The following is a 17902-nucleotide window of genomic DNA, read 5'->3' as shown; positions in this document are numbered from 1 at the left end:
CGGTCCTGTTCACGGGAGTGGAGGGTTTGTGCAGGTCTCCGGACATGTCACCCCATAACGGAGTACGCCGGACCTGACCGCGATGTTCTGCGGTGTGACCAAGTGTAGTGAAGGAAGAGTCACTGTCCAGCCTTACAAAGTGACTACTTTCAGCGAAGGCATTGGCAGTTTCGTAGGTACAGCTCGCGGACGGCGTGATCTGAGGGCCCCCGGTGGGCCCTTGGGCCCGGGAACAGAGGCGCTCAGTCCTCCTCGGGCTGCGGAATCTCCTCGGCGGGCAGCAGCCGGCGCGCCGCGGCCCGCTGGAGCCGGGCGCCCGCCGGGTCCCCGAGCCGCTCCAGGGTGTCGGCCATGCGCAGCAGCACGGCGCCCTCCAGCCGCCGCTCCCCCGCCTGCCGGGCCCAGTACAGGGCGTCACGGCAGGTCCGCAGGGCGTCCTCGGGGTGGCCCGCGTACTCCTGGACCCGGGCCACCTCGCTGAGGGCACGGGCCTGCGCGGGCAGGTCCTTCAGCCGGCGGTGGGCGGCCGCCGCGGCACGCCACTCGCGCAGCGCGTTGCCGTAGTGGGCGGCGTAGGTGAACAGGGCGCCGAGCCTGGAGTGCAGCCGCGCCTGGTGGACCACCTCGCCCCGGGCCTGCCGCAGGGCCAGCGCCCTGCCGTACCAGTCGGAGGCGCGCTGCGGGTCGTCCAGCTCCAAATAGGTCCCGGCGATGGCCTCCAGCGCGCGGCCCTCGGCGTCACCGTCGTAGGCCTCCCGGGAGGCCACCAGCGCGGCCCGGTAGCGGTCGAGGGCGTCGAGCGGGCGGGCCGCCTCCACGTCCAGGTCTCCGATGTTCAGCAGGGCCGCCGCCTTCTCGCGGTGCAGTCCGCGCCGCTCGGCCACGTCCAGCACCAGGTGGTGGAGCCGGTAGCGCTCCGGCGCGGTCGCGCCGCCGTCGGGGTCCGCGGCGAGGGCCCGGACGAGCGCGGCCATGAGACGGCGGGCCAGGGTGTCCAGTTCGCCGTCCGCGACCGCCAGTCGTGCGGAGGCCAGCAGGACCGGCAGCCGCAGCCGCAGCCACCCGGCCGCGACCGGACGGCCGGCGAAGCGCAGCGACTTGGGCAGCCCGTCCGGTTCCGTCTCGCCCTCCAGGCACATCCGGCACGCGTGCAGCAGCCGTACCGTGCGCTCCAGCATCCGGGCGCGGGCGAGCAGCACCTCGGACGGCTTCTCCGTGCTCTCCAGAAGTGCCCGCAGCGGCGGGGTCAGCCAGCCCGGCACGCGGTACTGCGCCGGCAGGTCGCCGGCCGCCGGCTCGGGGTGCAGCAGCCCGCAGCCGGCCAGGTCCGCGAGCGTGGCCTGCGCGGCCTCGACCGAGCAGCCGCCCAGGGCGGAGGCGGTCTGCGCGTCGGTCAGGCCCGAGGGGGCGAGCGCGAGCAGACGCAGCATGCGGGCCACGGCGGGCGACAGCGCTCCGTAGACGAAGCGGAAGGCGCGCAGCAGCTCCGGCGCGGGAGTGGCGCGCGGGGTGGGCGGCGGGGCGGCGTTCCCCTTCTCCTCCGCTCCCCCGGCACCGTCGGCGTCCCGCGCGCCGCCGGGCTTCCGCGCGGTCGGGTCGGCGGACGTGCCCGTCCGGCGCAGCACCCGCGCCTGCCCGTCCGCGGCCAGGCCGCGCAGCGCCTCCGGCAGCGGGTTGCTGCCCGTGCGGTACCCGACGTCGGCGCGGAGCGTGCCGTCGCCCCGGGTGGCCGTGCCGCCCTCAGCGGCCACGGGAGCCGCCGGTCCCGCGGCGGCCGGCTCGGCGGCCTCGGCGTGCAGCCTGCGGGTGGCTTCGGCGACGGAGGTGCGGGGCTGGGCAGCGAGCCATGCGGCGACCAGGCGCAGCGCCGCGGGATGGCCGCCGCACTCCTGGGCGAGAGCCTCCGCGGCCCGGGGGTCGTTGGTGATCCGCACCCGGCCCACGGCCTCGGCCAGCAGGTCGACGCACGCCACCGGGTCGAGCCCGCCCAGGGTGCACGGGCGTACGTCGTGGACGCCGGGCAGCGGCCCCTCGGCCGTGGCGACCAGCAGGTTCCCCGAGCCCTTGGGCATCAGGTCCAGCAGCTGGCGGGAGTCCACGACGTCGTCCAGGACGAGGACGGCCTTGCGCCCGTTCAGGGCGGTGCGCAGTGCGGCCTGCAGTTCCTCGCGCTCCGCGGCCGGTTCGACCTCGACGTCGATCGCGCGCAGCAGCGAGCGGGCGGACTGCTCGGGCGGCACCGGACGGCCGTCGTTCTCGCTGAGCCGTACGTAGAACTGGCCGCCGGGGTAGCGGTCGGCGACCTCGTGGGCGAGGCGCACGGCCAACGCCGTCCGTCCCGAGCCCGGCCGGCCGGCCACGAGGAGCACGCGGCTGCCGTCGGGCGTCTGGCCGCGCAGGGCCGCCAGGCCCGGCCGGTCGATGTCGGCGCGCAGTTCCTCGAGCTCGCGGCGGCGCCCGACGAACCCCGGCAGGCCGGGGGGCAGCGTGCCGTGTGCCGGGGTCTGCGACGCCGGCCCCCATGGGCCGTCGTCAGAGGCCGCCGCCGATGCGTCGGCGTCCAGCACGTGATCCGCCACGGGCTCACTCCCGTTCTCCTACGAACGGCAAGAGCCTAGTTCACGGTGTGGGTCCAACCCCCCTGCGCGACGCGGCGGATCCGGTCAATGATCACCCTCTCGGACGATCGGATGGTCAGACCGAACGGGTCACACGGAGAACGGTCGCGCGGGCCACTCGGCCTCGGCGGGACGCAGCGCCTCCAGGCCGTCCCCCGCCCGGGCGGCCTGCAGCGCAAGCACGCCCACCACGAGGCAGTTGTTGTGCAGTTCCCCGGCGAGGACGCCGCGGACCAGCTCGTCCACCGGGACCCGGGCGAACTCCATGTCGGCCTCTTCCTCCGACACCTCGAAGCGCTCGCCCTCCACCTCGGACAGGCCCCGCGCCAGGAAGATCCGCACGGCCTCGTCGCAGCCGCCGGGCGTGGTGTACACGTCCGTGAGCACCCGCCAGTCCTCGGCCTTGACGTGGGCCTCCTCGTACAGCTCGCGCTGGGCGGCGTGCAGCGGGTTCTCGCCGGGGACGTCGAGCAGTCCGGCGGGGATCTCCCACAGCTTCATCCGCACGGGGTGGCGGTACTGCTTGAGGACCAGCACCCGGTCCCCGTCGTCGAGGGCGAGCACGGCCACCGAGCCGGGGTGGACCTGGTAGTCGCGCCGGGCGACGCCGCCGTCGGGCATGACGACGTCATCGGTGCGGACGCTGGTCTTCTTCCCGGTGAAGGGGGTGGCGGTGGCGGTGACCCGCCACTCCTCGGGAGTGTCCTTCAGCATGGTGCCCTCCGTACGCGGTACCGGGGCGGGCCGTTCGCCGGCCTGCCCCGGCAACCGTACCGATCAACCCTTGAGGCGCTCGACGGCGGCCGCGACCAGACCCGCGAACAGGGGGTGCGGACGGGTCGGGCGGGACTTGAGTTCGGGGTGCGCCTGGGTGGCCACCAGGTACGGGTGCACGTCGCGGGGGTACTCGACGTACTCGACCAGCGTGTTGTCCGGGGAGGTGCCGGAGAACACCAGGCCGGCCTTCTTCTCCAGCTCGCCGCGGTAGGCGTTGTTCACCTCGTAGCGGTGGCGGTGCCGCTCCTCGACGTAGGGCTCGCCGCCGTAGACCTCGCGGACGATGGAACCCTCGGCGAGCTTCGCCGGGTACAGGCCCAGCCGCATGGTTCCGCCGAGGTCGCCCTGGCCTGCGACGATGTCGAGCTGCTCGGCCATGGTGGAGATCACCGGGTGGGCGGTCGCGGCGTCGAACTCGGTGGAGTTGGCGTCCGGGATGCCGGCCAGGCTGCGGGCCGCCTCGATGACCACGCACTGCAGGCCCAGGCACAGACCCAGCAGCGGGATGCGGTTCTCGCGGGCGAAGGTGATCGCCGAGACCTTGCCCTCCACACCGCGGTCGCCGAAGCCGCCGGGCACGCAGATCGCGTCCACGTCGCCGAGCTGACGGGCCGCGCCGGCCGCGGTCTTGCAGTCGTCCGAGGTCACCCACTTGATGTTGACCTTGGCGTTGTTGGCGAAGCCGCCGGCGCGCAGCGCCTCGGTCACCGACAGGTAGGCGTCCGGCAGGTCGATGTACTTGCCGACGAGGGCGACCTTCACCTCGTGCTCGGGCTGGTGGACCCGCCCCAGCAGGTCGTCCCACTGCGTCCAGTCGACGTCGCGGAACGGCAGGTTCAGCTTGCGGACCACGTACGCGTCCAGGCCCTCGGTGTGCAGCACCTTGGGGATGTCGTAGATCGACGGGGCGTCGATCGCCGCGACCACGGCCTCCTCGTCGACGTCGCACATCAGCGAGATCTTGCGCTTGATGGAGGTCGGCACGTCGCGGTCGGCGCGCAGCACGATCGCGTCGGGCTGGATGCCGATGCTGCGCAGCGCGGCCACGGAGTGCTGGGTCGGCTTCGTCTTCAGCTCGCCGGAGGGGCCGATGTACGGGAGCAGTGAGATGTGCATCACGAAGACGTTGTCCCGGCCGACCTCGTGCCGGACCTGCCGCACGGACTCCAGGAAGGGCAGCGACTCGATGTCGCCGACGGTGCCGCCGACCTCCGTGATCACCACGTCCACGTCCTCGGTCGCCATGCGCCGGATGCGGGACTTGATCTCGTTGGTGATGTGCGGGATGACCTGCACGGTGTCGCCCAGGTACTCGCCGCGCCGCTCCTTGGCGATCACCGAGGAGTACACCTGGCCGGTGGTGACGTTGGCCGAGCCGGCGAGGTTCACGTCCAGGAAGCGCTCGTAGTGGCCGATGTCCAGGTCGGTCTCGGCGCCGTCGTCCGTGACGAACACCTCACCGTGCTGGAACGGGTTCATCGTGCCCGGGTCCACGTTGAGGTACGGGTCGAGCTTCTGCATGGTGACGCGCAGACCCCGGGCCTTGAGCAGTGCGCCGAGGCTGGAGGCGGTCAGTCCCTTGCCGAGCGAGGAGGCGACACCCCCAGTGACGAAGAGGTGCTTGGTCGTCGTGGATTTGGGCGGCAGTGCCAACAGGGGGCTCCCGTGGTCGCGAGGTGGTGGTCGGGACGGCACCATGGTGATGAAGAGGGGTGTCGTCGCGGCGGTTCAGTGGTTCAGGCCACCGGCCCACGGGCTACCAGGGTATCAGTGACGCGCACCAGACGGTGCGGGCGGCTCTCTGACGAAAAACGCGGTCACCGGGAGTTTGGTACGACAAAATGCACCCGACCGGCCCAGCGGGGGCGGTCGTCGCTTCCGCACAGCCCGCGTTGTCGTCGTATCCTGCTCGGACACATCGATTCGATGCGAGTGAACCGGCACGGCACTACCCCGCCCGCTCCCGGGAAAGAGCTCGTCGACAGATCCACAGACCGCAATCACCGCCCCAGTCCCAAGGGGCGCCGCCGTCGTTCGACTGGGAGACCTACGTGGCCGGGCGTATCGAGGATTACGCACTCATCGGCGATATGCAGACCGCCGCCCTGGTGTGCCGGGACGGCACGGTCGACTGGCTGTGCCTGCCCCGCTTCGACTCCCCCGCGATCTTCGCGGGCCTCCTCGGCACCGAGGAGCACGGCTACTGGCGGCTCGGCCCCGCCCACGCGAACGGCACCCCGTCCCCGGCCGCCACCCGGCGCCGCTACCGGGGCGACTCCCTGGTGCTGGAGTCCGAGTGGGACACCCCCCGCGGCACGGTCCGTGTGATCGACTTCATGCCGCCGCGTGACGGCGCCCCCCAGTTGATCCGGATCGTCGAGGGCGTCAGCGGCCGGGTGCCGATGCGGTCCGCGCTGCGCATGCGCTTCAGCTACGGCTGGGTCGTGCCGTGGGTGCACAAGGTGGGCGAGCGCACCGTCGCCGTCGCCGGCCCGGACTCCGTCTGGCACGACACCGATGTCGAGACGTACGGCAAGGACCTCACCACCTACGCGGACTTCACGGTCTCGCCCGGCGACCGCATCGCCTTCACCATCAGCTGGCAGCCCTCGCACAAGGAGCCGCCCCCGCTCGCCGAGCCCGAGGCGTCGCTGGAGGCCACCGAGGACTTCTGGCGCGAGTGGGTCGCCCAGTGCACCTACCACGGCCCCTACCGGGACGCCGTGGTCCGTTCCCTGATCACCCTCAAGGCCCTGACGTACGGGCCGACCGGCGGCATCGTCGCCGCCCCCACCACCTCCCTGCCCGAGGACATCGGCGGCGTCCGCAACTGGGACTACCGCTTCACCTGGCTGCGCGACGCGGCGATCACCCTGTCCTCCCTGCTGCGCACCGGCTACCGCGACGAGGCCCGCGCCTGGCGCGAGTGGCTGCTGCGCGCGGTCGCCGGCGACCCGGAGAACCTGCAGATCATGTACGGCATCGCCGGTGAGCGCGAGCTCGGCGAGACCGAGCTGGACTGGCTGCCCGGCTACGAGGGCTCGATCCCGGTCCGGGTCGGCAACGGCGCGGCCCACCAACTGCAGCTCGACGTCTACGGCGAGGTCACCGAGGCCCTGCACCTGGCGCACATGACCGGCCTGGCCCGCAACGACTACGCCTCGCTGCTGCAGATCCGGCTCATCCAGTACCTGGAGGACCACTGGGACGAGCCGGACGAGGGCATCTGGGAGGTCCGCGGCCCGCGCCGGCACTTCGTCCACTCCAAGGTCATGGCCTGGGTCGCCGTCGACCGCACCGTCAAGCTCATCGAGTCCGGCGAGGTCGACGGCCCGCTGGAGCGCTGGCGCGACCTGCGCGACGAGATCCACCGCGACGTGTGCGAGAAGGGCTACGACAAGGAACGCAACACCTTCACGCAGTCCTACGGCTCGCGCGAGCTGGACGCCTCGCTGCTGCTCATCCCGCAGGTCGGCTTCCTGCCGCCGGACGACAAGCGCGTCATCGGCACCATCGAGGCGATCCAGCGGGAACTGTCCACCGAGGACGGCTTCGTGCTGCGCTACCCGACCGACGCCCCGCCCGGCGGCGAGAACCTGGACGGCCTCCCCGGCGACGAGGGCGCCTTCCTCGCGTGCTCCTTCTGGCTCGCCGACGACCTCGCCATGATCGGCCGGGTCGACGAGGCCCGCAGGCTCTTCGAGAAGCTGCTCGCGCTCCGCAACGACCTCGGCCTGCTGGCCGAGGAGTGGGACCCGCGGCTGCAGCGGCAGGTCGGCAACTTCCCGCAGGCCTTCAGCCACGTGCCGCTGATCGACACGGCGCTGCGGCTCACCGCGAGCGGCGCGTACGGCGGCTGACCGCACCGCCGCCGCCCGCGAAGCGGCCCTCAGGACGAGGTCAACTCGTCGTAGATGCTGAGCACTTGGGCGACCGTGTCATCCTCGGTCGGCCAAGTGGCGGCCTGTACGGGACCGGCCGCGGCGAGCCCCGCACGCCGTGCCGGGTCCCCCAGCAGACGCGTGACGGTGTCCGCGAGCGTCTTCGGATTGCCGTAGGGCACCAACACCGCCGCCTCGCCGACGAGTTCGGGCGTACCACCGACGGACGTCGCCACCAGCGGCGCCCCCGCGTGCAGCGCCTCCTGCGCGAGAAGGGACCGCGCCTCCCAGCGCGACGGCAGCACCACCACGTCGGCGGCGGCGAGGAGTTCGGGCACGTCGTCGCGGCGGCCGAGCAGCCGCACCGGCAGCTCCTCGGTGTCGATCCGCTCCTGGAGCTCCGTACGCAGCGAGCCCTCGCCCGCGACGACCAGCAACGGCGCCGGGTCGAGCCCCGCCCAGCCGTGGGCCGCGTCCAGCAGCAGGTGATACCCCTTGCGCGCCTCCAGACGGCCCACCGCGAGCAGCAACGGACGCTCCCCCACGGCGAATTCGTCCCGGGTCTTGTGCCGGCGCCGCTCCGCCTCCGCCACCGCCTCCGGGGACGGCACGGCCCGCGGTGGCGCCGGCACCCCGATCGGCCCGAGCCGGGCGTCCCGGGCCCCGGCCGTACGGGCCCGGTCCACCAGGTCCGACGAGGCGCCCAGCACGACCGCCGCCGCCCGCGCCACCCGGCGCTCCAGCAACCGCAGCACCCGCCCCCGCGCCCCCTCCGCCAGCACCGCGCCGTGCCAGGTCACCACCAGCGGCGTACGGCGCCCGCTCAGCGCCATCGTGGCGAGCAGCCCGGCCCGCAGCCCGTGCGCATGCACCACGTCCGCCCCGGCGCAGGCCGCCCGCAACGCCGTCACCACGGCCGCGTCCGCCCTCGGTTGTGCGCGCCGCGTGATCTCGACCGGCGCGAACCGCGCTCCCGCCGCCCCGAACCCGTACCGCTCCTCGGCCTCGACCGGACCGCAGACCGTCACCTGCACGCCGCGCGCCACCAACCCGCCCGCCACGGAGGCGACATGGGCCCGCGCCGTCTCGCCCAGCACGTGGACGGCGTGCAGCTGCCCGTGCAAGGGGCTCGGTGAACTGCTCACGCGGGGTAGGACTCCTGACTCGGCATCGTGCGGAGGGCGGCGGGGTCTGCTCCCTCAAGGATGCCAGGCCGATAGGCCATCCAGGGAGCGATGCCCCACCCCCACCCGGCCACACGTACGCGGGACCACCCTTACGAGTGCCCCCCGCTCCCCCATCACGCCGACCCCGCACCCGCAAGCGGGGGTACCCGCCCTCGGGCGTGGCACGCGCCGGTGCACGCCCACGGCTGGGGACGGCGGTGCCCCCGACGGACCGGCCACGGACCGGCCGGCGGCGTTGCCGACCGCCTCCGCCCCGGGTGCGGTGCGCGGAAACCCCTCCCGGGGTCCGCCGGACGGCGCCCGGGGGACGTCGGTCGGCCACCCGCCGCGCGGTAAGGCCGCACCCCCACTGGCGAAGGCGAGACGCCCTCCCGGCCAGGACCGCAGCCACCCTGCGATCCGCACACCCGGCCGGAGCGACGGCCCACGCGGGTCCGGCGCGCGTCAGCGCGCTTCGCGGGCCGCGGCCAGCAACTCCTCCGCGTGCGCCCGCCCGAGCTCCGAGTCCTCCAGCCCCGCGAGCATCCGCGACAGCTCGCGTACCCGCTCCTCACCCTCCAGGACGCGCACCCCGCTCCGCGTCACGGACCCGTCGTTCGTCTTCTCGACCAGCAGCTGCCGGTCCGCGAACGCGGCCACCTGGGGCAGGTGCGTGACGACCACGACCTGCGCGGTCCGCGCCAGACGCGCCAGACGCCGGCCGACCTCGACCGCCGCCTTGCCGCCGACGCCCGCGTCGACCTCGTCGAACAGGTACGTCGGCACCGGGTCCGACCCCGCGAAGACGACCTCGACGGCGAGCATCACCCGGGACAGCTCACCACCGGAAGCACCCTTGGCGATCGGCCGGGCCGGGGCGCCGGGGTGGGGTGCGAGCTGCAGCTCGACCTCGTCGGCGCCGGTCGCGCCGAAGGCGACCCGGCGGCCGCCGACCTCGATGCCCTCCTCGTCCTCCGTCTGCCGGAGGGCGACGCCGACCCGGGCGTGCGGCATGGCGAGCTGCGCGAGCTCCGCCGTGACGGCCGCGGCGAAACGGTCCGCCGCCTCCCCCCGGGCGTCGGTGAGGGCCTGGGCGAGGTCGCCGAGCTCGAGGCGCAGCGCGTCGCGCTCCCCGGTGAGCTCCCCGATCCGCTCGTCGTCGCCCTCCAGCTCGCCCAGCCGGGCCGCGCCCTGCTCGGCCCACGCCAGGACGGCGTCGATGGACTCCCCGTACTTGCGGGTGAGGTGGGCGAGGACGGCCCGCCGCTCCTCCACGACCGCCAGGCGCCGGGGATCGGCGTCCAGGTCGTCGGCGTACCCGGCGAGCTCACCGGCGACGTCGCCGAGGAGGATGCCGATCTCGCCGATCCGATCCGAGAGCGCGGCCAGCGCCGGGTCGTGGGAGCGGACGGCCTCCAGCGCGCGCTGGGCGCCCGCGACGAGCATGCCGGCGTCGACGCCCTCGGGGTCCTCGGGGTTGCCCGCGAGCGCGGCGTGCGCCTGGGTCGCGGCCGACGCGAGCGCCTCGGCATGGCCCAGCCGCTCGGCCTCGGCGGCCAGGTCGGCGTCCTCGCCGGGCAGCGGTTCCGCGGCGGCGACCTCGTCCAGGCCGAAGCGCAGCAGGTCCGCCTCCTGGGCGCGCTCCCGGGCCCGGGTGGTCAGCTCGTCCAGCTCGCCCGCGACCTCGCGCAGCCGCCGGTAGGCGCCCGCGTACTTGGCCAGCGGCACGGCGACGGCGTCGCCCGCGTACCGGTCCAGGGCCTCGCGCTGGCGGGCCGGCCGCAGCAGGCCCTGCTGGTCGGTCTGGCCGTGCACGGCGACCAGCTCGTCCGCCAGCTCGCCCAGCAGCCCCACGGGGACCGTGCGCCCGCCCACGAAGGCCCTGGAGCGGCCCTCCGCCGAGACGGTACGGCTGATGAGCAGCGCACCGTCGTCCAGCTCGGCGCCCGCCTCCTCGGCCCGCAGGACGGCGGGCGCGCCCGCCGCCAGCGTGATCCGCCCCTCGACCGACGCCGATTTCGTACCGATCCGGACCAGACCGGGATCGGCACGGCCGCCCAGCAGCAGCCCGAGACTGGTGACGACCATGGTCTTGCCCGCGCCGGTCTCGCCGGTCACCGCGGTGAAGCCGGGCGACAGCTCGACCACGGCGTCCTCGATGACTCCCAGCGACCGGATCCGCATTTCCTCCAACACGGATACGACCATACGAGGTTTGCGGGCCGCCGCGCGACGGGCCTCACCCCTGAGGGCAATCTCAGTGCGGCGCGCCCCGCCAGCCGGCCACCGGCAGGGCGAACTTCGCGACCAGCCGGTCCGTGAACGAGGCGTGGTGGAGCCGCGCCAGCCGCACCGGCACCGCGCCCCGCCGGACCTCCACGCGGGCCCCGGCCGGAAGGTCCACCGAGCGCCGCCCGTCGCACCACAGCACGCCGTGCGGAGTCTTCGGCTGCACCTCCACCGCCAGCACCGACTTCGGGGAGGTCACCAGCGGCTTCGCGAAGAGCGCGTGCGCGCTGATCGGCACCATCAGCAGCGCCTCCACCTCGGGCCAGACCACCGGCCCGCCGGCCGAGAAGGCGTACGCGGTCGACCCGGTCGGGGTCGCCATCACCACCCCGTCGCCGCCGAAGCGGGAGACCGGACGGCCGTCCACCTCCGTGACGACCTCCAGCAGCCGCTCGCGCGCCTGCTTCTCCACCGACGCCTCGTTCAGCGCCCAGTCGGTGTGGACGACCCGGCCGTCGTTGCGCACCAGGACGTCGATCGTCATGCGCTCCTCGACCTCGTAGTCGCGGGTGACCACACGGTCGACGACCTTGTCCAGGTCGTCGCGCTCGGCCTCCGCGAGGAAGCCGACCCGGCCCAGGTTGACGCCGAGCATCGGCACCCCGGAGGCGCGCGCGAACTCCGCGCCGCGCAGCAGCGTGCCGTCACCGCCCAGGACGATGATCAGCTCGCAGTCCGCGACCGTCTCCGGTCCGATCTCCTGCACCCGCTGCACCCCGCCGTCCCCGGGCAGCGTCAGGTCCTCGGCCTCCTCGGCCAGCACCCGTACGCCGATGTTGCAGCGCTTCAGCCCCTGGACCACCCGCTCGGCACTGCGGATGGCCGCCGGGCGCCCGGTGTGGGCGAGGAGGAAGACGGTGCGGCCGGACGTCCCGTGCACCTCGTGCGTCTCGTGCGTCTCGCTCAACGGGGCCCCTCCGCCACAGCGCGGTCGACATCCGCCGGGTCCAGTTCGGGCGCCCCGGCGCGCAGCCACAGAAAGTACTCCACATTCCCCGACGGTCCCGGCAACGGGCTCGCGGTCACGCCCAGCACCCCCAGTCCCAGTGCGGCCGCCTGTCCGGCGACCTGTCGTACGGCATCGGCGCGCAGCTGAGGGCTGCGGACGACACCGCCGCTGCCCAGTCGCTCCTTGCCCACCTCGAACTGCGGCTTGACCATCAGGACCAGGTCCGCGTCGGGCGCGCCGCAGCGTACGAGGGCGGGCAGGACGAGCCCGAGCGGGATGAAGGACAGGTCGCCGACGACAAGGTCCACCGGCTGGTTGTCGATCTGCTCGAGCGTCAACTCGCGGACGTTGGTACGGTCCTTCACGGTGACGCGTTCATCGCTCTGCAGCGACCACGCGAGCTGTCCGTAGCCGACGTCGACGGCGACGACGTGCGCCGCGCCGTTGCGGAGCAGGACGTCGGTGAAGCCGCCCGTGGACGCCCCGGCGTCCAGCGCGCGCCGCCCCTCCACGAGCAACCCGTGGGGCACGAACGCCGCCAGCGCCCCGGCCAGCTTGTGGCCGCCGCGGGAGACGTAGTCCGGGTCCGAGGCGTCATCGGCGACGACGACCGCGGCGCTGGTCTCCACCTGCGTGGCGGCCTTCGTCGCGGTCGTCCCGCCCACGGTCACCCGGCCGGCCGTGATCAGCTGCCCGGCGTGCTCCCGCGAGCGGGCCAGGTTCCGGCGCACCAGCTCGGCGTCGAGTCGGCGTCGTGCCACGTGAGGTTCAGCTCCTGTTGTCGGCGTCGAGTCCTGTGAGCGTGTCGCGCAGCCCACGGTGTACATCCTCGTACACCTCGACGTGGTCCTCGGTGGGAAGCAGGTCGGCATCCCGCAGGCGGACAAGGACGGCGTCCACCTCGGTATTCCCCGTGGCGTCCAGCACGACGCCCAGCGGACGCGGCCCCGCGTCGGCGACCGCCTCCGCCGGGACCGCGGCCTCCGGTGCGGGCGCGGGTGCCACGCCCTCCGGCCCGGTCTCAGTCACGTCCCTTCACCTCCTGCGTGCGGCCCGCCGTCTTCTTGGCAGGGGTGGCCTTCTTCGCGGGGGCGGCCGTCTTCGCTGCGGCCGTGGTCTTCGCCGGGGCCGTCTTCTTGGCAGGGGTGGCCTTCTTCGCCGCCGTCGCCTTCTTGGCGGGGGCGGTGGCAGCGGTGCCGGACACCGCGGCGGTCTTCTTCGCGGGGGTGGCCTTCTTCGCCGCCGTCGTCTTCTTCGCGGGCGCAGCCGCTCCGGACGCCGCCGCGGTCTTCTTGGCCGGGGCGGCCTTCTTGGCGGGGGCCTTCTTGGCGGGGGCGGTCTGCTTCGCGGCAGGAGCCTTCGCGGGGGCCGCGTTCTTCCGCGCGACCGGCACGGCAGCCGTGCCCGCGGCCATGTCTGGCTCCGGAACCACAGGGGCTGCAGGCGTGGCCGGAGGCTGCGCCGGCGCGGCGTTCTTGCGCGCCACCGGGGTGGCGGCGGCAGCGCCCGTCCCCGTGGGCTTCTTCGCGGGCGCAGGCGCGGGCGCGGGCGCGGGCCTGGCGACCGGCGCATGCTCCACCGGCGGCTGCGGCGGCACGTACAGACCGGGGTCCGGCTCCTCGTCCGTCATGTCGGCCCCGGCCGGCTCCCGGTCGTCGTCCTCCAGGTTCCGGATGCGGCGTTCCAGGGCCTCCAGGACGACGCCGACCTTGGTGACCTCGTCCGCGAGCCGCCCGACCCGGCCCATCGCCTTGTCGATCTCCTCGCGGACGAGACCCACGAGCAGGTCGCGGTTGGCCCGTCCCGACGCCATCAGCTCGTCCGCGAGCGTCTGCACCTCGGGCGGGATCCGCTCGCCGATGCTCCGCTGGACCGCGTCGACGTCTATCCCGGTCTGGTCGAGCAGTTCCTTGGCCGCCCCGACCGCCCGTCGCCGGGTGGCCTCGGTCAGGCCGCCCGCGATCTGCAGACAGGTCCGCAACGCGTCCCGCATACGCCCTCACTCCTCGCCTTCACCAGTACCCCAGACTTCGTCGGTCACGACGCTACCGCCTATGGCGCCGCGCCTCCCCGACAGTCCCCTGCGGTACCGTCGATCAAGACCAGCACGAGCCACGTCCGAACGGGAGAAGCACAGCCCATGGCGACCATCGAGGAGTGCCGCAGCGCGCTCGAGCGGCTGTCCGAGAACCTCGCCGGGACCGAGGGCGACCTGCGCAGCGCGGCCGCTCTCGACCGCTCGCTGAGCTGCCGCATCACCGATCTCGACGTCACCTTCGTGGGGCGTCTGGTGGACGGCCGCATCCAGGACGTGGTCACCGTGCAGGGCCCGCCGGCCGAGCGCGCCGAGATAAGGCTGACCATGGCCGGTGACGACCTCGTCGCGCTCGTCGACGGCAAGCTGCACTTCGCCAAGGCGTGGGGCAGCGGCAGGGTCAAGCTGGAGGCGGGCTTCCGCGACCTGCTGCGGCTGCGCAAGCTCCTCTAGAGCCCCAGCCGGTCCAGCGCCTTCTCCGCGTCCAGGTCGCAGGAGCCGTCCCCGGCCCGTGTCCAGGCCGCCGCGCACAGCGCCCGCAGTCCGTCCATGGGTTCGCCGTCGCCGTCCAGCAGCAGCGCCCCGTCGCCCGCCGAGGCGGTCCAGCCCCCGCAGCGGTACGCGCCCGCACCGGCGTCCGTGACCTCGGGCTGCGGGGTGAGCAGGCCGCGCAGGTCGGCGTCGACGTAGGTGGGCCGGTGCTGCGGCGGAGCGGCGAGCAGCAGTGCGGGAGTGGTGACCCCGGTGAGCACCAGCAGCGAGTCGACGCCGCCCGCGTGGGCGCCCTCGATGTCCGTGTCGAGCCGGTCGCCGACCACCAGCGGCCGTCGCGCGCCCGTCCTGATGACCGTCTCCCGGTGCATGGGCGGCAGTGGTTTGCCCGCGACCTGCGGTTCGCCACCGGTCGCGATCCGGACGACCTCGACGAGCGCGCCGTTCCCCGGTGCCGTGCCGCGGGCGGTCGGGATGGTCAGGTCGGTGTTCGAGGCGAACCACGGCGCACCGCGGTTGACCGCGTACGCCGCCTCCGCGAGCTGCTCCCAGCCGACCTTGGGCGAGTAGCCCTGCACGACCGCGGCCGGGTCGTCGTCGGCCGAGGCGACCGGCTGGAGCCCGCGTTCACGCAGCGCCTCCACCAGCCCCTCGCCGCCGATCGCCAGCACCCGTGCGCCCGCCGGGACCTGATCCGCGATCAGCCGGGCCACCGCCTGGGCGGAGGTGATGACCTCTTCCGCCTCGGCCGGCACGCCGAGCCGCGTCAGGTGCTCCGCGACGGTCCGCGGCGTGCGGGCCGCGTTGTTGGTGACGTACGCCAGCCGCATGCCGTGGGCCCGGGCCGAACCGAGCGACTCCACGGCGTGCACGATCGCGTCACCACCCGCATAGACCACTCCGTCCAGGTCGAGCAGGGCGGTGTCGTACGCCTGGTCAAGGGGGCTTTCACTGCCGGCCGGGCCGGTCCTGTGGGTCATCGGGCGGTCGCTCCTCGTATGTCGTCGATCACTCGGCACACTTCGCGGACATGACCCGCGTAGCATGCCCGGATGAGCAATTCCGGACCCGCTGTACGGGGCTTGCGGCTGGCGCCGTTCCGCGCGCTCCGCTACGTCCCCGAGCGGGTCGGCAGCCTGGCCGCGGTCACCTCGCCACCGTACGACGTCGTCGTCCGGCCCGAGGAACAGCGGCACCTGGAGACAGCCGACCCGCACAATGTCGTGCGGCTCATCCTGCCCACCGCCGAGCCCCCGGACGGCCGGCACCGCAAGGCCGCATGGGCGCTGTTCCAATGGCAGGAGGAGGGCGTCCTGGCCCTCGACCCCAAGCCCGCCCTGTACGTGTACGAGCAGCGCGAGGGCCATCAGGTGCAGCGCGGCCTCATCGGTGCCCTGCGCCTGACCCCGCCCGAGGAACGGATCGTGCTGCCGCACGAGGACGTGATGCCCGGCCCGGTCGCCGACCGCGCGGCGCTCATGCGTGCCACGGCCGCCAACCTCGAACCGCTGCTGCTGGCGTACCGGGGCGATGACGGGGAGGCGGCCGAGGTCGTCGAACGCACCGTCGCGGAGCCGCCCTTGCTGGCCACGACGACCGAGGACGGCATCCACCACCGGCTGTGGGCGATCACCGACCCGGGGGCGATCGCCGCGGTCGACGCCGACCTGTCCCGGCACCAGGCCGTCATCGCCGACGGCCACCACCGCTGGGCCACGTACCTGCTGCTGCAGGCCGAGCACGAGGCCCCCAGCCCCTGGGACTACGGCCTGGTGCTGCTGGTGGACACCGCCCGCTACCCGCTGCGGGTCCGCGCCATCCACCGTGTGCTGCCGCAACTGCCCGTCGCACGGGCCGTCGAGGCGGCCCGCCACGCCTTCCGCGTACAGGAGCTGCCCGGCCCCCTCCCGCAGGCCCTGGCCGCCCTGGAGGCCGCGGCGGCCGAGGGCAACGCCTTCCTGCTCACCGGCGACGGCCGCTTCCACCTCCTGGACCGGCCGGACACCGAGGCCCTCGACCGCGCCATCCCCGGGGACCGGCCCGAGGAATGGCGGCAGCTGGACGCCACGGTGCTGCACAGCCTGCTCCTGGACCGGATCTGGGAGGTGCCGGACGCCCCCGAGCACATCCACTACATCCACGACACCCAGGCCGCGGTCGAGCGCGCCGAGCATTACGGCGGCACGGCCGTGCTCATCCACCCGGTGCGCGAGAGCGTCGTGCACGACCTCGCCAAGCAGGGTGTGACGATGCCGCGCAAGTCGACCTCCTTCGGCCCGAAGCCGGCGACCGGCCTGGTGCTGCGCAGCCTGGAACTCGACGGCACGCCCGCCTGAAACCGCACAACGCGAAGGGCGGCATCCGCGTGACGCGGATGCCGCCCTTCCCCTTGCTCCCGCGATCAGTCCTCGGTGCCCTTGGCGGGCTCCTTGAACGGGTCGTCGAGGAACGCCGTCGGGTCGGCCTCGTCGGTCAGGTCGACGTCCGGCTCCCCGGCGTCACCGACCTCGCGCTCCCCGTGCGCCTCGTGCTCCTCGTCGTCGGAGGCCTCGGCATCCGCGGAGTCCTCGGCGGCGTCGTCGTCGATGTCGTCGCCGTCGTCGTCCCGATCCGCCGCGACGGGCGCGCCGGCCCCGGCGCCCTCGTCGGCACCCTCGTCCAGCGCGTCCACGAAGGCCACGCCGTCCAGCTGCGCCAGCCGGTCGGAGGCGTCCGTGCTGCCGCTCTGGTCGGCCTCCAGCGCCTTGGCGAACCACTCCCGGGCCTCGTCCTCACGGCCCGCCGCGAGCAGCGCGTCGGCGTACGCGTAGCGCAGTCGCGCCGTCCACGGGTGCACGGCGTTGGACGCCAGTTCCGGGCTCTGCAGGGTGACGACGGCGGCCTCGTTCTGGCCCATGTCGCGCCGCGCACCGGCGGCCACCAGGCGCATCTCCACCTGACCCGCGCGGTCCAGCTTGTGCACCTCCGGCGCGCCCGCCATCTCCAGCGCGCGCTCCGGGCGGCCCATGCCCCGCTCACAGTCCGCCATGACCGGCCACAGGTCGACCGTGCCCGTCATCCGCCGGCACGCCCGGAACTCGGCCAGCGCCTCGGCGTACCGCTCCGTGGCGTACGAGGCGAAGCCGGCCGCCTCACGGACGGCGGCGACACGGGACGCGAGTCGCAGCGCGACCCTGGAGTAGCCGTAGGCCAGGTCCGGGTCCTCGTCCAGCAGCCGGGCCACCATGACGAGGTTGCGCGCCACGTCCTCGGCGAGCGTCTTCGGCAGGCTCATGAGCTCCTGACGCACGCTGGGGTCGATCTCCTGACCCGTCACGTCGTCCGGGATCGGCAGCCGCTTCACCGGCTCCCGCTCCTCACGGCGCTCGTCACGGCCCCGGGTGTTCTCGAACCGCCCGCGCCCCTGCACGTACGGCCGCCGGCCGCCGCCCTGGCCGCGCTCGTCATCACGACGCGGGCCGCGGGGACGCTCGTCCCTACGGTCGTCGCGACGGTAGCCGCCACGGTCGTCGTCCCGGCGCGGCCCACGGGGCCGGTCGTCCCGCCGGTCGTCACGGGGACGATCCTCGCGGGGACGGTCGTACCGCGGCCGGTCGTCGCGACGGAACCCACCGCGGTCATCGCGCCGGTCGTCACGGGGACGATCCTCACGGGGACGGTCGTAGCGCGGCCGGTCGTCACGACGGAACCCACCG

At 74.0% G+C, this 17902-nt stretch carries 14 protein-coding genes; 3 read left to right on the top strand and 11 right to left on the bottom strand.

What is annotated here, in order from left to right:
• Positions 1–242: 242 nt before the first annotated feature.
• The 3 genes from ACFYYN_RS28225 to pyrG form a co-directional block, all read right to left on the bottom strand.
• Positions 243–2579, bottom strand: coding sequence for a tetratricopeptide repeat protein (locus ACFYYN_RS28225; RefSeq protein ID WP_500548003.1), 2337 nt, complete (start codon positions 2577–2579; stop codon positions 243–245).
• A gap of 129 nt (positions 2580–2708) precedes the next feature.
• Entirely contained in the window at positions 2709–3332 is a 624-nt protein-coding gene (locus tag ACFYYN_RS28220) for an NUDIX domain-containing protein (RefSeq protein ID WP_500548002.1), read from the bottom strand.
• A gap of 63 nt (positions 3333–3395) precedes the next feature.
• The gene (gene pyrG / locus ACFYYN_RS28215; protein ID WP_500328600.1) at positions 3396–5042 is read right to left on the bottom strand and encodes a CTP synthase; all 1647 of its coding nucleotides are present in this window, start codon (positions 5040–5042) and stop codon (positions 3396–3398) included.
• Positions 5043–5446: 404 nt separating this feature from the next.
• Here pyrG and ACFYYN_RS28210 point away from each other — a divergent pair, with 404 nt between their 5' ends.
• Positions 5447–7255 (top strand): glycoside hydrolase family 15 protein, encoded by a 1809-nt coding sequence (locus ACFYYN_RS28210; protein WP_500328570.1) that lies wholly within the window; start codon positions 5447–5449, stop codon positions 7253–7255.
• Positions 7256–7284: 29 nt separating this feature from the next.
• Here ACFYYN_RS28210 and ACFYYN_RS28205 read toward each other — a convergent pair whose 3' ends face one another.
• The 6 genes from ACFYYN_RS28205 to ACFYYN_RS28180 all read right to left on the bottom strand — a co-directional run bounded on the left by ACFYYN_RS28205 (position 7285) and on the right by ACFYYN_RS28180 (position 13673).
• Positions 7285–8421: a glycosyltransferase family 4 protein gene (locus ACFYYN_RS28205; RefSeq protein WP_500548001.1), complete on the bottom strand. Its 1137-nt coding sequence runs from the start codon at positions 8419–8421 to the stop codon at positions 7285–7287.
• Positions 8422–8907: 486 nt separating this feature from the next.
• Positions 8908–10650: a DNA repair protein RecN gene (recN, locus tag ACFYYN_RS28200; RefSeq protein WP_500548000.1), complete on the bottom strand. Its 1743-nt coding sequence runs from the start codon at positions 10648–10650 to the stop codon at positions 8908–8910.
• Positions 10651–10699: 49 nt separating this feature from the next.
• Positions 10700–11638, bottom strand: a complete 939-nt coding sequence (locus tag ACFYYN_RS28195) for an NAD kinase (RefSeq protein WP_500328576.1) — start codon at positions 11636–11638, stop codon at positions 10700–10702.
• On the bottom strand, positions 11635–12441 hold the full coding sequence (locus tag ACFYYN_RS28190; protein WP_500547999.1) for a TlyA family RNA methyltransferase: 807 nt from the start codon (positions 12439–12441) through the stop codon (positions 11635–11637). Before ACFYYN_RS28190 ends, ACFYYN_RS28195 begins: the two co-directional genes overlap by 4 nt.
• Before the next feature lie 7 nt (positions 12442–12448).
• Positions 12449–12709 carry a hypothetical protein gene (locus tag ACFYYN_RS28185; protein ID WP_500547998.1) on the bottom strand — a complete coding sequence of 87 codons (261 nt, stop codon included), beginning with the start codon at positions 12707–12709 and terminating at the stop codon, positions 12449–12451.
• Positions 12702–13673: a histone gene (locus ACFYYN_RS28180; protein ID WP_500547997.1), complete on the bottom strand. Its 972-nt coding sequence runs from the start codon at positions 13671–13673 to the stop codon at positions 12702–12704. Before ACFYYN_RS28180 ends, ACFYYN_RS28185 begins: the two co-directional genes overlap by 8 nt.
• A 147-nt stretch (positions 13674–13820) precedes the next feature.
• On the opposite strand from ACFYYN_RS28180, the gene ACFYYN_RS28175 reads away from it, so the two are divergent.
• Positions 13821–14168, top strand: coding sequence for a sterol-binding protein (locus tag ACFYYN_RS28175; protein WP_499511093.1), 348 nt, complete (start codon positions 13821–13823; stop codon positions 14166–14168).
• Here the strand turns inward: ACFYYN_RS28175 and ACFYYN_RS28170 are convergent.
• Positions 14165–15187, bottom strand: coding sequence for an HAD-IIA family hydrolase (locus ACFYYN_RS28170; protein WP_500547996.1), 1023 nt, complete (start codon positions 15185–15187; stop codon positions 14165–14167). The two genes, ACFYYN_RS28175 and ACFYYN_RS28170, sit on opposite strands and share 4 nt — an antisense overlap.
• Before the next feature lie 72 nt (positions 15188–15259).
• On the opposite strand from ACFYYN_RS28170, the gene ACFYYN_RS28165 reads away from it, so the two are divergent.
• Entirely contained in the window at positions 15260–16543 is a 1284-nt protein-coding gene (locus tag ACFYYN_RS28165; protein WP_500547995.1) for a DUF1015 family protein, read from the top strand.
• A 65-nt stretch (positions 16544–16608) separates the two neighbouring features.
• Here ACFYYN_RS28165 and ACFYYN_RS28160 read toward each other — a convergent pair whose 3' ends face one another.
• Positions 16609–17496, bottom strand: a complete 888-nt coding sequence (locus ACFYYN_RS28160) for a hypothetical protein (protein WP_500548103.1) — start codon at positions 17494–17496, stop codon at positions 16609–16611.
• Between the last annotated feature and the right edge of the window lie 406 nt (positions 17497–17902).

Origin of the sequence: Streptomyces sp. NPDC001902 (genome assembly GCF_042891295.1) — a bacterium.
GTDB lineage: Bacteria > Actinomycetota > Actinomycetes > Streptomycetales > Streptomycetaceae > Actinacidiphila.
This window is presented reverse-complemented; position numbering and strand designations above follow the sequence as displayed.

Excerpts from the sequence above, each read along its gene's own strand:
- ACFYYN_RS28220 (WP_500548002.1), bottom strand. The coding sequence starts at position 3,332 with ATGCTGAAGGACACTCCCGAGGAGTGGCGGGTCACCGCCACCGCCACC.
- ACFYYN_RS28165 (WP_500547995.1), top strand. The coding sequence starts at position 15,260 with ATGAGCAATTCCGGACCCGCTGTACGGGGCTTGCGGCTGGCGCCGTTC.
- ACFYYN_RS28170 (WP_500547996.1), bottom strand. The coding sequence starts at position 15,187 with ATGACCCACAGGACCGGCCCGGCCGGCAGTGAAAGCCCCCTTGACCAG.
- recN (WP_500548000.1), bottom strand. The coding sequence starts at position 10,650 with ATGGTCGTATCCGTGTTGGAGGAAATGCGGATCCGGTCGCTGGGAGTC.
- ACFYYN_RS28175 (WP_499511093.1), top strand. The coding sequence starts at position 13,821 with ATGGCGACCATCGAGGAGTGCCGCAGCGCGCTCGAGCGGCTGTCCGAG.
- ACFYYN_RS28180 (WP_500547997.1), bottom strand. The coding sequence starts at position 13,673 with ATGCGGGACGCGTTGCGGACCTGTCTGCAGATCGCGGGCGGCCTGACC.